At 71.6% G+C, this 15,770-nt stretch carries 8 protein-coding genes; 4 read left to right on the top strand and 4 right to left on the bottom strand.

The features are described from left to right. Nucleotides 1–37 precede the first annotated feature (37 nt). Nucleotides 38–3,112, top strand: coding sequence for a DUF3427 domain-containing protein (locus ACN27A_RS27355; protein WP_421457412.1), 3,075 nt, complete (start codon nucleotides 38–40; stop codon nucleotides 3,110–3,112). Between the two features lie 10 nt (nucleotides 3,113–3,122). On the opposite strand, the gene ACN27A_RS27350 is transcribed toward ACN27A_RS27355, so the two are convergent. The 3 genes from ACN27A_RS27350 to ACN27A_RS27340 all read right to left on the bottom strand — a co-directional run bounded on the left by ACN27A_RS27350 (nucleotide 3,123) and on the right by ACN27A_RS27340 (nucleotide 10,447). Beyond that, nucleotides 3,123–3,941, bottom strand: a complete 819-nt coding sequence (locus ACN27A_RS27350; protein WP_421457411.1) for a hypothetical protein — start codon at nucleotides 3,939–3,941, stop codon at nucleotides 3,123–3,125. Beyond that, on the bottom strand, nucleotides 3,938–4,789 hold the full coding sequence (locus ACN27A_RS27345; RefSeq protein ID WP_421457410.1) for a MarR family transcriptional regulator: 852 nt from the start codon (nucleotides 4,787–4,789) through the stop codon (nucleotides 3,938–3,940). The genes ACN27A_RS27350 and ACN27A_RS27345 overlap by 4 nt, the downstream gene beginning before the upstream one ends. A gap of 279 nt (nucleotides 4,790–5,068) precedes the next feature. Next, complete coding sequence (locus ACN27A_RS27340; protein ID WP_421457409.1) at nucleotides 5,069–10,447, bottom strand: AAA domain-containing protein; 5,379 nt, start codon at nucleotides 10,445–10,447, stop codon at nucleotides 5,069–5,071. A 442-nt stretch (nucleotides 10,448–10,889) separates the two neighbouring features. Between ACN27A_RS27340 and ACN27A_RS27335 the strand changes: the two genes are divergently transcribed. Then, nucleotides 10,890–11,342: a macro domain-containing protein gene (locus ACN27A_RS27335; RefSeq protein ID WP_421457408.1), complete on the top strand. Its 453-nt coding sequence runs from the start codon at nucleotides 10,890–10,892 to the stop codon at nucleotides 11,340–11,342. A 188-nt stretch (nucleotides 11,343–11,530) separates the two neighbouring features. After that, nucleotides 11,531–12,298, top strand: coding sequence for a hypothetical protein (locus ACN27A_RS27330; RefSeq protein WP_421457407.1), 768 nt, complete (start codon nucleotides 11,531–11,533; stop codon nucleotides 12,296–12,298). 72 nt (nucleotides 12,299–12,370) lie between these two features. On the opposite strand, the gene ACN27A_RS27325 is transcribed toward ACN27A_RS27330, so the two are convergent. Next, complete coding sequence (locus ACN27A_RS27325) at nucleotides 12,371–13,546, bottom strand: aminoglycoside phosphotransferase family protein (protein ID WP_421457406.1); 1,176 nt, start codon at nucleotides 13,544–13,546, stop codon at nucleotides 12,371–12,373. A 151-nt stretch (nucleotides 13,547–13,697) separates the two neighbouring features. On the opposite strand from ACN27A_RS27325, the gene ACN27A_RS27320 reads away from it, so the two are divergent. Next, nucleotides 13,698–15,767: a hypothetical protein gene (locus ACN27A_RS27320; protein WP_421457405.1), complete on the top strand. Its 2,070-nt coding sequence runs from the start codon at nucleotides 13,698–13,700 to the stop codon at nucleotides 15,765–15,767. The last annotated feature ends 3 nt before the right edge of the window (nucleotides 15,768–15,770 follow it).

Genomic DNA, 15,770 nt, shown 5'->3' with positions numbered 1-15,770 from the left:
GGCGGCATCCAAGGGTACGGACAGTTACCTTGTCCAAGTGACGGACCTTGAGCGGGGCATCTACGAGCACCTCATCACCCGGGAGCTGGCCGATCGCCTCCAGCGCGTCAACCCCGCCCATATCCAGCACCATAAGCTCGACCCCGCCGACGCCCCCGACGCCCTCGCCCGTCACATCGCCGCCCTGGCCCACCGCGCCCTGCACGCCGTCCCCGCCGGCGACGACAAGCTCCACCGCCAGATCGAGCTAGCCAACCGCATCGCCGACGCCATAGCCGCCGAGAGCCCGCAGGCGTCCACGACACAAGACCAGGTCACCGACGCCAGGCACCTCCTGCATGCCATCGCCGCCCCACCCACCCCAACGGCACAACCGGCCTTCCCCCAGCGCCCCACCACCCCCCTCTCCACGGGCGCGCTGCTGGTCAACGGCCGCCACCAGCCCCGCATCGGCCACGAGGTCACCCACGAGATGGCGTCGGCGGAGCAGGTCGACCTGCTCTGCGCGTTCATCAAGTGGTACGGCCTGCGCATCGTCGAACCCGCCATCCGCGAACTGATCGCCCGGGGCGGCAAGCTGCGCGTCATCACCACGACCTACCTGGGCGCGACCGATCAGCGGGCCCTCGACCGGCTCGCCGAGCTGGGTGCCGAGATCAAGGTGTCCTACGAGACCAGGACCACCCGGCTGCACGCCAAGGCGTGGCTGTTCCGGCGCAACAACGGCATGACCACCGCGTACGTCGGGTCATCCAACCTGTCGAAGAGCGCGCTTATCGACGGCGTGGAGTGGAACGTGCGCGTCTCCAACGTCGAGCAGCCGCACGTCATCGACACGTTCACGGCCACCTTCGAGGACTACTGGAACGACCCGGCGTTCGAGGACTACGACGCCAGCCGGGACGCCGAGCGGCTGCGCAACGCCCTCAGCGGGGAGCGGCGCGAGGACTCGCCGACGCAGATCGCCAACCTGGACGTGCGGCCGTACCCGTACCAGGCGGAGATCCTCGCCGACCTGGACGCGGAGCGGCAGGTGCACGGCCGCCACCGGAACCTGGTGGTGATGGCCACCGGCACCGGCAAGACGGTCGTCGCGGCGCTGGACTTCCGGCGCCTGCACCGCAACAACCAGGTCGACTCGCTGCTCTTCGTCGCCCACCAGGAGCAGATCCTCACCCAGAGCCTCGCGACGTTCCGGCAGGTGATGCTCGACGGCAGCTTCGGCGAAACGCTGGTCGGGGGCAAGACCCCGACCAGGTGGCGGCACGTCTTCGCCTCCATCCAGTCGCTACACCGGCGGGAGATCGACCCCGAGGCGTACGACATGGTGATCGTCGACGAGTTCCATCACGCGGAGGCACCGACGTACGCCGGTCTGTTGGAGCGGCTTCGGCCGCGCGTACTGCTGGGGCTGACGGCGACCCCCGACCGGGCCGACGGTCGCGACGTGCGGCGGTGGTTCGACGGCCGCGTGGCGGTGGAGCTGCACCTGTGGGAGGCGCTGGAGCGGCAACTTCTCGCGCCGTTCCAGTATTTCGGGCTGCACGACGACGTGGACCTGTCGCGCCTGCGCTGGAAGCGCGGCCAGGGGTACGACCTCGGCGAGCTTGACGGCCTCTACACCGGCAACGACGCGCGGGCGCGGCTGGTGCTGAAGGCGGTACGCGACACAATAGACGTGGGCCGGATGCGGGCGCTCGGGTTCTGCGTGAGCATCGCCCACGCCCGCTTCATGGCGGAGTGGTTCACCCGGCACGGCGTGCCGTCGGCGGCGGTGGCCTCGCACGTGGATCGGCTCGCCCAGCATGACCTGTTGCGGGAGTTCAAGGCCGGCAAGCTGCGGGTGCTCTTCACCGTGGACCTGTTCAACGAGGGCGTCGACCTGCCGATGGTCGACACGATCCTGATGCTGCGGCCCACCGAGAGCGCCACGATCTTCCTCCAGCAGCTCGGCCGGGGCCTGCGCCTGGACGACGACAAGCCCTGCCTGACGGTGCTCGACTTCATCGGCGGGCAGCACGCCAACTTCCGCTTCGACCTGCGCTGGCGCGCCTTGACCGGCGTCAGCCGCCGGGAGATCAAAGAGGCGGTCGAGCAGGACTTCCCGTCGCTGCCCAGCGGATGCCACATCCAGCTCGATCCGGTCGCCCGCAGGGTCGTGCTCGACAACCTGCGTACCGTCATGCCGACGTCGAAGAACGGCCTGCTGGCGGAGCTGCGGCACCTCGGGGACGTCGGCCTCGCCGAGTTCCTGCGGGAGACCGGCGTGGAGATCGAGGACGTGTACCGGTCGGCGACCATCGGCGGGTGGACCGGGCTGCGACGGCTCGCCGGGCTGGAGTCGTCGACGCCGGGGCCGGACGACCGGGAGTTGGGCCGGGCCATCGGGCGGATGCTGCACCTCGACGATCCGGACCGGCTGGACCTGCTGGCCCGGGTGGCGGCGGGCGAGCGGCCGGACGCCGGGCGGCTGTGGGACATGCTGCACTTCGACCTGTGGGGGCCAAAAGCACCGCTGGCCCTCCGGGACGAGCGGCTGGCGCGGCTCTGGGCGGAGCCGGCCCGCTGCGCCGAGCTGCGGCAGGTGGCCGAGGTGCTACGCGACCGGATCCACCGGGTCACGCCGCAGCCGCTGTCGGCGGACGTGCCGCTGCGGGTGCACGCCCGCTACAGCCGCAACGAGGCGTGCGCCGCCTTCGGCATGCCGAACCCGGGATCGCTGCGGGAGGGGGTGAAGTGGCTGCCCGACGCCCAGGCGGATCTCTTCTTCGTCACCCTGGTCAAGTCGGAAACGCACTACTCCCCCACCACCATGTACGCAGACCGGGCCATCACCGACAGCCTGTTCCAGTGGGAGTCGCAGAGCACCACGTCGTCAGCCTCGGCGACCGGTCAGCGCTACGTCCACCACGCCTCGCGCGGCTCGACAGTGCATCTCTTCGTCCGGGAGACGCGGGTCGCGGACCGCGACCTGGGCGCGCCCGCCTACCTCTACGCCGGCCCGATGACCTACCGCGAGCACACCGGCGACCGCCCCATGCGGATCATCTGGCGACTGGCGTACGCCCTCCCCGCCGACGTGTACGCCACCGCCCGGACCATCGCCGCCTGAGCCTGTGAAGCTATCCGGCTGGCACGATCTCTCGGACCAACGCCCGCATCCGGGTACGGTCGGCGACGCTCGACGACATCTGTTTGAGGCCTGCCGCATCGGGCGTGCCGAAGAAGCGGTGCAGTACATCTGCGGCCTGACGCCCCGTGATGCTCACCGGCCACTCAGCGGCACGCAACCCGGCCGCGTGTGCCGCATGGATCAGGCGCCAGAGATCGACCGCATCCTTCGGGGCGAAACGTCCGCGGTAAGCGAGCGCTTTCAGACATAACGCTGACGTTACGTCCGGGAGTGCCATGCGCATGCTCAGATGGTCGTTGTTGGTGAGTTGGACGTCGACATCCAGCAACTCAGCGGGCCGGTGCAGGGCGAGGACGAGACCGGGGACCTCGTCGACCACCAGATCGCCGTGCCGTTGATTGGGCACCAGCACGCCCCGATATGACGGCGCAAGTATGTCGATCACCAGGCTCAGCTGCCCATATTCGTCTGCGCTGTCACGGGTGAACCGGTTCGCAGCCTCCCGTGATCGGTAGCCACGCTCGAGGAGCGCACCTGGTAGGCGAGGGTCAGCGATGACGCTCGGCAGTGCGGCGAAGTCAGCGTCAGCCGTCTCGCGCAGCGGCACCTGCTCGGAAACCCCATGGAGCGCCACAAGCAGCGTGACCATGTGCCCGCCGACAAGCCGGTAGTCCAGACCGAGAGCGGTAGTGATCTGTGCCAGGTCGGCAAGAGTCAGGAAACCCGTATCCGCGGCCCGGCTGGTCGAGACGACCGAAACCGGTTTCGGTGCCATCGGGTCCGCGCTCGACGATGTCGGCCCGGTCATGCCACATCCCTTCGGTCACGATGACGACGGCGTAGAACGTCCCACACGCGATGCGCCGCTTCCTCGCTGTCGGGGCCTGGCGAACGCCGGACGTCCCACAGGATCTGCAGCGGGTCGGCCAGCGGGAGGCTGTTCTTGACTGGCGTCGCCGAGCCGGAAGGCTGCCACAGGCCCGGGTCCCTCGGGACGTTGAACTCCAGGGTTGCCTCATCGCCCGCAGCAGGGACGAGGCCGGCGTCCTCCAGATTCGCTCCGGTTCGGCCATAGAGAACCGCACGGATGGGAGCGCGCCAGGGAGCCATGACGTCTGCACCGACATCGCCGGAGACCACGACGGCAGTCGGTTCGGTTGCCCCGACCAACGCAACAACCGTCCGAGCCTGCTCAACTGCTGGCGCCATCCCGTACCACCGGGTGCTGATCCCACCCGGCCCGGGATAGGACTCCAACCACCAACGTATCGCCCCATCGATGTCCCGTACGGCCCATCCATTGGGGGTACGACGGACGATCTCTTGCCCAACCAGGACGTTCAGGGCCTGCGAGACGCGCGGCTGGGAAACGCCAGCGAGGGCGGCCAGTTCCCGCTGGCTGGCGTACGGACGCTGGAGCATTCTGCGGACCAGAGTGAAGGTGCCCCACGGCACCGGACCCCGCTTGGCGGGTCGCGTGGCGGCTTGCGGCGGAGGACGCAGCACTACTTCCATCCCGTCGATGCGTACCGTGCCGGTCACCTGCTGCCCGGTATCAACCAACCATGACCAGTCGGCTTCATCGACCGCTTGCCGTACCGCCGGTGAAGCCGCCGGGACAACGATCAGACACGGTTCTGGATGACGGCTGGTCAACGACGCGATGTTGCTGGGGCTCAGTGGCGTCGGCGATGAAACGACAGTCAGTAGAGCGCGGGCGCCCGCGTAGCTCAGTTCGACGCGGTCGGCACCATGAGGGACCAGCGTGACCCCAGCTTCGGTCAGGGCTTGCCACACAGATGCCGATATAAGCATTACCCACCCCCCTTGGGTAATACTTATACACCTCCTGACCTCACCACATGGCAGGGAACACTCAAACGCCGGCAGCGCTGATGCTATGCCGTGGACTCCCCGACCTGCGCCACCTTGACGTCAGGACGCGTGTGCCGAGGCATCCACCACCCGGTTGCTGGCGATGGCGAGTTCCTCGTCGGTGAACAGCGGCCGGAAGCGTGGCCGGATAACCACCGCCTCGGCCGTCAGGTCCACGCGCCCCCGCTCCCACAGCGCGGTGAACCCGTCGGAGACCAGCGGGTGGTGCAGGAGCTGGCGGGCCGTGGCGAGGCCGCCCTTCTCCGTCACCATCCGCAGCAGCAGGCCGGCGTGGTAGTTCGCCTCGTCCCGTGCCCGCTCGTACGTACGCACCATCGCCTCGTGGAACGCCGCTTCGAGCGCCCGGCGATCGGCCGAGGCCTCGACGGGCTCGTCCGCCGGCTCGGCCTCCTGGTCGTACGCCCGCACCATCGCCTGGTGCAGCGTCTCCTCCAGCTCCCGTCGGGCGGGCGTCCCCTCGCCCGCCGGTGCGGGCCGCGACTCGCCCGGGCCGCGCGGCTCGGGCGCGGGCCGGACCGGCGGCGTGGCCGGACGGGCGTCGCGGCTCTCGCCGCCCGACAGCCGCAGGAGCCGGGTGACGCTGCGGAAGCGTACGGCGGCGGGGCTGGCAGCCGGGAAGTACTGGACCAGGCCCGCGTGCCGGCCACGACTGTCCTCCACCGGCGTGTCGCGCTTCATCGACGCCGCGGCGATCACTGCCTTCGCCTCGTGCGGGCGTACCCAGCAGACCAGCCGCGCGCCGTTCGGGTGTGCCCGCTCGACTCGGACGTTGGCCCGGTACTTGCGCGCCTCGGCGGAGGCACTGTCGTGGTAGCGGGCCCACCCCAGGACCTTGCCCTCGTGTCGCACCGGCACGTCGCGGCAGTGCTGGTAGCTGTCCAGGGCGGCCACCGCCTCGTACGGCCGCAGCCAGGCCACGTTCCGGTAGCCGGCGGGCACGGGCACCATGCCGTCGTCCGGGGTCCCCGCCGGCTCGTCTGCCGATGGCGGGGGCGTGCCGGTCGTGGGCCGCACCGGGGGTGCCGCCACCCCGCGCGGCTCCTTGTCGCCGCTGCCCTCCGCTCCGGCGCGGGCTGTGTCCGTGCTGACCCGCGCAGTCTCGACGACCTCGGCGTCGATGACCGGCGCGGCCGTCGGGGACGAAACCTCGATTCCCAGCTCGGCGATCCGCTCCCACAGCGGCTCCAGGGCCACCTCCGGGTCCCGGCTGAAGACGCTCCCCCGGATGCGGACGAAGACGCAGTTGCCGACCCGCTCCAGCACCGCCTGGCGGCGCATGTCGCTCTCCCACTGGTCCGGCCCGTGGTAGGCGTCGCCGTCGCACTCGATGGCGAGCCGCCGCCCGTCGGGTGCGGGGAGGACGAAGTCGATCCGGTACCCGCCGATGCGGTACTGCGGCAGCGGCCGGTATCCCCGGGTCAGGACGCGGCGCAGCACCGCGCGTTCGAAGTCGCTGTCGCAGCGCTTCTCCAGGTCGTCGTAGGCCTCGTCGGCGGCGGTGACGTTCTGGCAGTAGGTGAGCAGCAGCCCCCGGGCGTCGTCCTCGCGCAGGTCGGCGGGCTGCACGGAGTGGAAGACCCAGAGCTGGTCGCGGGCGCGGGAGGCGGCGACGTTGACCCGCCGGTGGTGGTCGCGCTTGGTGAAGGCGGAGACCATGCCGTTGTGCGGGGAGACGACCGTGGAGACGAGCACGATGTCGCGTTCGTCGCCCTGGAAGGTGTACGGGTCGCCGACGCGCAGCCGGCGTCGTTCCATCTCCTCCTCGCCCACCACCTCGCGCAGGCGGGTGAGCAGGTAGATGGCCTGCCCGCTGGTGCTGAGCAGGCTCACCACGCCGATGGTGCGTCCCTCGTACGCGGGATCGGCAACGATCGTGGCGACCCGATCGACGAGGGCCTCGGCCTCGGCGACGTTGACGTTGCCGTAGGTGGGCAGGTCCTGGCGGATGCCCTCGGGCACGTGCACAGCGATCACGGGGTCGCCGATGCCGGCGGGCCGGTCGGTGCGCAGGGGCTCGATCTCGCCGCCGTAGTACGTCTGGCTGGAGAAGCCGATGATCGCCGGTACGGACCGGAAGTGCTCGGTGAGCAGGATCCGCTCGGGTGAGCGGCGTACGGCGTGGTCGTAGAGGCTGCTCTCCGGGTCGAAGTGCTCGGCGGAGGGCACGTCGACCAGGTGCGAGTTGATCAGGCCGGTGACCGTGCCGACGAACGACAGCTGCGGGCCGATCTGCTGGTCGTCGCCGACGACGACGGCCCGTTCGGCGAGGCTGAGGATCGGCAGGGAGAACATGTCCGCCTGCGACGCCTCGTCGACGATCACGACGTCGAAGTGGGCGCCGCCGGCGAACTGCTCGATGGCCCGGTCGACGGACATGACCCAGACGGGCACGGCGTCGACGGCGGAGTTCATGGCCCGCTGGGCGTGTGCCTGCCACTGGGCGGCGTTCTTGCCCGTACCCTTGCCGATCTTACGCAGGGCGGTGGTCCAGTCGGCGAGCGCGGCCCGGCGCCGGTCGTCGAGCGCCTTGGACACCTCCAGCCAGGACGAGGCGACGACGAGTTCCTGGGTCAGGCGGCGGATCCGCTCCCGCGTCTGCTCGATCCGGCGGCCAAGCGCGACGGGGTCGACGCTGCCGACGACGGCGTCGAACCAGGTCTGCGCGCGGCGCCACTGCCAGCGGTGCGGGCAGTCGGCCCCGGTGCCGCCGATCGCGACGGCGGTGCCGTCCTCGATCTGGGCGGTCCAGCCGGGCGCGACCGGCCGCAGCCGCTCGGTGAGCTGCGCGAAGCGTTGCGCGTCGGGGCGCAGGGCGGCGAGCCGGCGTACCTCGTCGAGGATGCCGTCCCACCCTTCGAGGTCGGCGCGCTGGCGGCTCTGGTCGAGCAGCCGCCACAGCTCGCTGGCGTCCGTGTGCGACATGCCCTCCTGGAGCAGCGTGCCGAGGGCCCGCTCGTCGGCGACGAGCCGGTCGTACTCGAACACGGTCGCGCAGCGGGAGACCAGGTCGGTGAGGGCGGTCAGCCGGCGTACGTCGACCGCCTGCTCGGCCCGGGGAAACAGCCGGCGGACGGTGGCGTGCAGGGCGGGCCAGCGGCGGCGGTCCCAGTCGAGCGCGGTGGCGGCGTCGGTGATGTGCCGGCCGACCCACAGGTCGGGCTGGTCGCCGAGGTCGTCGGAGAGGCTGAGCAGTTGCCGCCACTCGGCCCACCGGGTGTTCAGCTCGTGGCGCAGCCGCAGCCGGGTGACGTACGCGACGACGACGTCGACGTCCTCGGTGGTGCGCAGGGGCTCGCTGTCGATGCGGCATTCGGCGGCGAGCCGGGCGAGGGTGCCCTGGAAGAACCGGTTGACGCCCTTGCCGGTCGCGAATCGCTGCCGCAGCTCACCGAGCTGGGTCAGGAGGCGGCGCGGCTCGGCGAGCTGCACCTCGGGCACGCTCACCTGGTGGCCGGCCAGCGTCCGGGCCGCCGCGGTCAGGTCGGTGAGCGCGCGTTGGCAGGCCGCCACGTGGTCCTGCCACATGGTCTGCCAGTTCGGGTCGGCCTGCAACAGGGTGGCCAGCCGGTCGGTCCACGCGCCCTCGCGGGCGGCGAGCAGGGTCAGCGCCTGGCGCAGTTGACCGACGAGGTCGTCGAGCGCCTGCCGGCCGAACGACCGTACCTCCGGCAGGACGATCCCGGCGGCGGCGAGCCGGTCGAGTTCCTCGCGGGCGGCGGCGAGTTCGCGCCGCCCGGCGAGCACGGCGGCCGCCGCGGGCAGCTCGGCGGCCGTGGGCAGGTGCCGCAGCGCCTGGGTGCGGTCCTGTCGGACGGTACGCCGGGCGATGTCGAGCAGCTCGGTGAACTCCTCCACGCCCAGCGGCGCGGCCACGTCCGGCGCCACGGTGTCGGGGACGTCGCCGTAGCGGTCGGCCCGTTCCCGCAGCCAGTTACCGACGTCGCTCGGCGACAGCCGGATGCCGTCGATCTCGTAGTGCGCGGACTCGTTCTCGGCCATGGTGCGCAGGCCGCCGAGGGCCTGGCCGAGGTCCCGCTCGGCCTCCTCGAGCTGGCGTCGCAGCCGGTCGACGCGCCGCTGTTCGCCCCGCTTGTCGAGGGTCGCCCCGCGGTCGGAGAGTTCGCGGGCCGCCAGTTGGAGCTGTACGAGCTGGTCGGTGGAGCGGCCCAGCACCGCCAGGCAGAGCGACTGGATCTCCTTCGGCAGGCCGTCGCGCAGGACCCGCAGCGGGTCCTCCTTCTGCGCCACGACGAGCACCCGTTTGCCGTGCGCCATGAGGTGGCAGATCAGGTTGCGGATGGTGTGGGTCTTGCCCGTACCGGGTGGGCCCTGCACGGCGACGTTGCGGTGCTGCGCGAGCCGGCGCGCGATGGACTCCTGCGCCTCGTTGGTCGGCAGCGGCATGAGCAGCCGCTCCCCCAACGGGGCCCACCGCGCCGGCTGGTCCTGCGGCATCTCCAGCCGGCTCGGCTCGTGCGCCAGGATGGCGGCCAGCGAGCCGATGCTCGCGGTGTCGCCGGAGAGCAGCCGGGCGCGCAGCTCCTCCAGGAAGCGGCGCAGCATCCGCTGCCGGGGCCGGACGAAGAGCACGCCCGTGTCGTGCACGTGCGGGCCGGCCGGGGCTGCCGCACCGCTGTCCCTGACCACGGGATCGTGCCCGAGCCGGCGCAGTGCCCGCTCGAAGAACTCGACCCGGTCGAGGTCGTGCCAGACGTCGAGGTCGAGCTGACCGCCGGAGCCGGCCAGCGCGAGCAGTTGACCGAGGTAACGCTCGTCGAGACCGGTGAGCGGGTCGGTCTGGAGCCGTGGCGCGCCCTGCGGCACCACCGTGACCATCGACCGGTCGGCGTCGAACTCGATGGCGACCGGGGTCACCACCAGCGGGTACTGCACCCGGTGCCCGGCCACGTCGGTGCGGATGACGCCGTGGCCCCACACCAGCTCGTGGGTGGCGGCGTCCATGTCGACGCGGTGCTTGAGGTCGAACAGGCTGCGGTGCAGCTGCCGCGTCGCCTCCGTACGCCGGGTCTGGTCGGCCCAGGGGCGCCACTCCCGCTCCCGCCACTGCGCGAACCGCGCCTGGAGCCGCTCGATCGTCTCCTCGTCGCCGACGAGCCGGGGCTCCACGGCGTACGACGGCGCACCGGCCAGGTACGGCGTGAACTCCGGGGGCGTCCTGATCGGTCTCGGGGCGGCGGGCAGGCCGACGCGCAGCCAGCTGGCGCCGTCCGTCGAGACACCCACCTCGCAGGCGGCGTGCGCGGGGAAGTCGTGCTGCCAGAAGGCGTCGGCGGTGGGCACCGTCCGGGCCGGCTTCTCCAGCTGCGCCCGCACGGCCATCAGGTACTCGACCAGGGAGGTGGCCCGGTCCCGGATGAGTGCGGGCGATTCCGTCGAGGACGTGGAGCGGGAAAGCATGCGGCACCTTTGGTTCTGCTGGGTGGACCGGCCAGGACGGGACGGATCGACCTGTCGTCAGGAGATCGGCAGGCGGGCTCGTCGTACGAGCAGTCGGTCACCTCCGCGCTGACGCACGGCTCCCACCTCCCCACTGGCGGTCCCCGGACCCTACCCACAAGAGTCCTACCAGCGGGACCCCCGAGGTTCCACCGATCGGCCGGCCTCGGTTGGCCTGTTCCCGCCGTCAACAACCTACGAAGTCGATATTGCTCACGCGCAACTAGTTGCCGATGACGCCACATCCACCCTGCTCAGCGGGAGCAGCGGCGCCACGGCCGAGACTCGTCGCGGCGTCCGTTCCCGACAAACTGGCGCAGGTCGGCGCAGCGCCAGTGTCAGAGACGCGACAGCGGCGCCGAACGGAGTCTCCGTGTCACAGCCTGCTGGTAGCAACAACCCCATGATCACCGTCCGGCACGGCGACCTGCTCGACGCGGACGTCGAGGCGCTCGTCAACCCCGTCAACACAGTCGGCGTGATGGGCAAGGGTCTCGCCCTGGCCTTCAAGAGGGCCCATCCCGCGAACTTCACCGCGTACCGCGCGGCCTGCGCCGCCGGCACCGTCCGTCTCGGGCGGATGTTCGTGTACGACTCGGGCACGCCGGGCCGGCACCGCTACGTCGTCAACTTCCCGACCAAGGGCCACTGGCGCTCGCCGTCCCGCCTCGCTGGCATCGAATCCGGGCTACCCAATCTGGTACGCGTCCTGCGCGACGACCGCATCGCCTCGGTGGCGGTGCCGGCTCTCGGCTGCGGCAACGGCGGCCTCGACTGGGCCGAGGTCCGCCCCCTGATCGAGGCAGCCCTCGTCGACCTGCCAAACGTGCAGGTGTGTCTGTACGAGCCCACGTGACCTGTCAAGGAACACCAGCGACGAGCCTGTGCGCTTAACCGGCGGCTGACACATCCTTCCCGCCGCCGTGTATGCCGCCGCGTGAGCCATCTCGGCGCAACTCATCGCCTTGATGATCGCAGCGGCTGGTCGTTTGTACCCCCGTGCCATGCTCCCCACGGTGGTCCGCGCGAGATCGAGGTATGGGCATGGAGCTGCGTAAGAGTCGACGCTTGCTGGTTTTCAGCGCCTTTCTCCTGGCGATCGGTGTGCTCGTGCTGTTGGGCGGTAGCGCGGCCAGTTCGCCCCCTTCGGTTGGTGCATTGCTCCTGGGTGGAATCACGGCCCTGCTGGGTGGCGTATTCGTCGTCAGCGAGCTGAAGCCGTTCAGGTTCCTCATCGGGCCCGAGGGGCTGACCCTGCGGGTTGCCGGGCTCAACCGGCTGGTGCCGTGGGCCGAGATCGACGCGATTGTCCTTGATGAATCGGTGCCGTCGCCTGGCGGCAGCAAGCCCGCCTCCCCGTCGTTGTTGCTGGTGCCGGCCGCCGGGTCGACCATCGATCGCCCTCTTACTGCCCGGAGCCCGGTCGATGAACGAGCGAGCCTGGCCCTCCTCGACCTCAACAGGGTTCGACAGCCGGCGGATGAGGTGGCGGCGGCCCTCACTCGCTTCGGAGGAGGCCGCTTCACGGATGTCCGGCGACTACGCCGAGAGCGGTTCGACTCGCCCAACTTCGCCATCGGCCTGCGCGGTTACGACCCGGCGCGGGTGGACGAGCTGATCCGACGCGGCCAGGACGCGCTGATCTCGGGCCGGACGTTGCAGCGCTATCAGGTCAAAGCCGAGCTTGACGAGGCGCGTACTGACCTGCCCAGGGCCACGCGCGGCTACGACTGCGGACAGGTCGACGCGCTGCTGGAGGAGCTTTCCGCCGTGCTGGCGACCTGGGGTGGCGAGGGCGCCAAAGCTGAGTGAACGCCGTCCCACCACCGGATCCGGCCCGCTCCGCCGACGTGCGGGTGTCCCGCACCCGCCACCACGGTGGAGTCAGGGGGCAACGGACGCGAGCGACTGCTGAAGGTAGGTGTCGACGTCCGTGGCGTGGTAGACCCGCTCGCTCGCCTCGATCCCGTCGAGGAACATCGCGTACACGGCCGCCAGGCGCAGGGCCGCGACCGGCCGCAGCAGCTCCACGGCCCGCCCCGGCTCGCACCCCGGCACCTCGGCCCGCCACCGCGCGCACCACTCGGCGAGCACCGGGACGGCGTCGTCGTCCGCAAGGCCCTCCACCAGCCGCAGCGCGTCGAACGCCGGGTGTCCCACGAACGCGTCGCCCCAATCGATGACCACGTGCCGCCCGGCGTCGGCGCGCACGTTGCCCGGGTGCAGGTCCCCGTGCACGAGGGTGTCCGGCAGCCCGCACCCGCGTACCTCGTCGAGCCGCGCCGCCAGCCCCGCCAGCAGGGACCGCACCGGCGAGGTGTCCCAGCCGACCAGCCGGTCGCGGATCCAGGCCGGCAGGGCGCCGGCGCGCAGGTCGGGCACGCCCGCCGCGACCAGTTCCGCCACGTCGGGGGCGGAGCGCACCTGCACCGGGTGGAAGTCGGCGGCCATCGCCAGCCGCTCCTCGACGGGTGCGCCGTAGCGGTCCTCGCCGGGCACGTGCTCGATCAGCATCCGGCCGTCGCCGTCGTCGGCGAGCAGCGTCGACGTCCTCCCGGGCGCGGCCCGGCCGAGCCAGCGCAGCACGGCGGCCTCGTGCCGGAAGAACACCGGCACCTGCTTCAGCCAGGCCGTGCCGCCCGACCCGTCGAGCCGCCAGACCGCCGACAGGTTCCAGGTGCGCTGCTGGGTGACGGTCCGCGCCGGGCGGCCGAGCCGCCGCAGCTCGGCCGTCGCCCAGGCGAGGCTGCGCGCCGGCCCGCCGGGCTCGGCGTAGGGCGCGCGCAGCGGGTCCGCCGCGAGTGGGACGCGAGCTGGCAACAGCGGCACACTCGGCGGGCAGGCGACCTGACCGAGGTACGTGACCGTGCCGCCCATCGGCTGCGGCGCGTCCCCGGTCAGCAGGCGGAGCACGGCCACCTCGACGCCGTACCGCCGGCGGGCCTCGGCGACGACGGGGGCGACCTCCTGCCACCAGGGCGACGGGACCTCGAAGGGTGGCAGGGCGCCCAGCGGCGCGCCGTCGGCGTCGACCAGGGCGAGGGTCACGGTGCGGGACACGCCGGCACGCTACCGCCGCCCGCCGGGCCGCAGCGACCGGTTAACCGGCACCGCGCAGGTCGCCTTTCGGTCGCGAACCGGACACGCGACGTGTCGTACCGAGGCCATAGGCTCCTCACTGACGGTGCCGGCCATCGGACGGGGAGACATCATGGGTCAGGGCACAGCGGCCGACGACGCGTGGCCGGAGCGGCGACCGGAGCCGCCCTCACCGGCACCGCAGGCCCCGCCGCCACCCGCGCAGACCGGCCCGCCGCCACCCGCGCAGACCGGCCCGCCGCAGGCCCCGCCACCGGGATCGCCCCTGCCACCGGGATCGCCTCTGCCACCGGGATCGCCCCTGCCGGCCCACCATGCGCCGACGCCGACGCCACCGCCCTGGCAGGGGCCCGGGCAGGGGCAGCCGTGGGCGGGCGTACCACTGCGGGCCACCACGCCACCGCCGCACCCGGGCGCTCCTCCGCCGCACCCGCCGGCGCGCCGCAACCACACCGCCCTCTTCGTCGGCCTCGGCGGCGGCGCCTTCGCGCTCCTTCTGGTCTGCGCGCTGCTCGGCGTCCTCCTGGTCCGCACGATCGGCGACGATCCCGGCGAGCCTCCCGTCGACCCGCACGTCGCGCGGCAGATGGCAGCCGCCGACGACCTGGCCGACGCGGCGGTGACCGTGTCGGCCGTCCCCGGCGCCCGCTACACCGGCTGGTTCACCGGCGACGGGAGCCGGACAGCCCTCGACGCCCGGGTCACCGCCGAGGGCTCGACGCTGGCCGATCTCGTTGTGGACGGTCAGCGGATCCAGGCGCTCGACACCGGCGAGCGCACCTTTGTCAAGGCCCCCGTCGCCTACTGGCGGGCCACGGGTGTCGAGGCCGACACCATCAAGGAGTACGGCCGGCAGTGGGTCAAGGTCGCCGACGGGCATTTCGGCTTCGACCTCGGCGACTCGCTGGCCCCGTCGTTCCTGGCCGAGGTGCTGGCGGGCGAGGACGCCACCGACCTGCCCGTGCCCGGTCCGAGCACGACGATCGACGGCGTTCCGGCGCAGGTCGTCGAGGCGGGCGGGCTGAAGGTTCATGTGAGCACCACCGAGCCGCGACAGGTCCTGCGGGTGGCGTCGCGCTCGGGCGCCGGCCCGACGGTCACCGGCACCCGCAACGAGCAGGGGTCGGGCAGCGTCCGGCTGATCGGCCGGTACGGGCAGGCCGACGGGTTCGAGTTCGAGTTCGGTTTCGCCCGGCTCACCCCGGAGGAGACCGAGGAGTTCTTCCGCACCCTGACCACCCGCCTCAAGGAGCTGCGCAACTCGGTCGACTCCCAGGTCAGGTTCACGCTCGACGGGTCGATCACGCTTTCCCCCTGCACGGTCAACGGGTGCCGCGCCAACGTGACCCTGTCCAACCGGGTGACGTCGGGCTCGCCCTACCTGTCGGTCGACCGGCCCGTCAACGCGTCCATCACGACCTCGATGACGCTCGACGGTCGCCCGGTCGCCACCTGCACCACGACGAAGAGCATGCGGCCCAACGGCAGCGTCAGGACGTCCTGCTTCGCCCGTTACCGCATCCCGCCGTCGCGCAACCCCAGGATGCACACGGTCCGTGCGAATGCGTCGGCGGTGGCCCGCGCCATCGCGCAGGCCGACCTGAAGGCCATGGCCGACGACCTGGTCAAGGAGATCGTGCGCAACCGGCGGCTGCGCGCCTCGCCGACGGCCGCACCGGCCCGCACCGCACCGAACGCCCCCACGGCCCGTGCCAAGCCGAAGGTCACCCGCAGCCCGCTGGTCTTCCCCACCGCGACGTCGCCCAGCCTGACGCCCGCCCAGCAGCAGGTCAAGGCCCGGGTGGAGCAGCTCGCGAAGCAGGCCTGCCGGGAGACCGACTGGCTGCCGGAGCATACGGGCAGCACCTGGGGCACGGCCGTGCACAAGAGGTTCGCCGAGCTGATCGAGGCCGAGGGCGGCAACCTGCACAGCGAGGTCTCCTACCTCCGGGGCCGCCTCGCGCCGATGCGCTACAACCCTTACCTCGGACGCATGGCCTGGCCCAAAAACAGTAGGCGCGCCGACGTCGTGGTGGGGTCCGACCCACTGCGGCCCGAGTTCTTCCTCGACCTGAAGACGGGCGAGGAAACGATCAAACAAAAGTGGTACAACGAGCTCCACCAGAACCTGCCGGCGCAGTACCGCAACAAGCAGCTCCCGGTGTTCGAAGTACAGTGCTGACTG

The organism is Micromonospora sp. WMMD737 (genome assembly GCF_049179055.1).
Taxonomy (GTDB): domain Bacteria; phylum Actinomycetota; class Actinomycetes; order Mycobacteriales; family Micromonosporaceae; genus Micromonospora; species Micromonospora reichwaldensis.
This window is presented reverse-complemented; position numbering and strand designations above follow the sequence as displayed.

Bases quoted from the DNA above. Each gene is read 5' to 3' on its own strand.
- ACN27A_RS27350 (WP_421457411.1), bottom strand. From the start codon at position 3,941: ATGACCGGGCCGACATCGTCGAGCGCGGACCCGATGGCACCGAAACCG.
- ACN27A_RS27335 (WP_421457408.1), top strand. From the start codon at position 10,890: ATGATCACCGTCCGGCACGGCGACCTGCTCGACGCGGACGTCGAGGCG.
- ACN27A_RS27340 (WP_421457409.1), bottom strand. From the start codon at position 10,447: ATGCTTTCCCGCTCCACGTCCTCGACGGAATCGCCCGCACTCATCCGG.
- ACN27A_RS27320 (WP_421457405.1), top strand. From the start codon at position 13,698: ATGGGTCAGGGCACAGCGGCCGACGACGCGTGGCCGGAGCGGCGACCG.
- ACN27A_RS27330 (WP_421457407.1), top strand. From the start codon at position 11,531: ATGGAGCTGCGTAAGAGTCGACGCTTGCTGGTTTTCAGCGCCTTTCTC.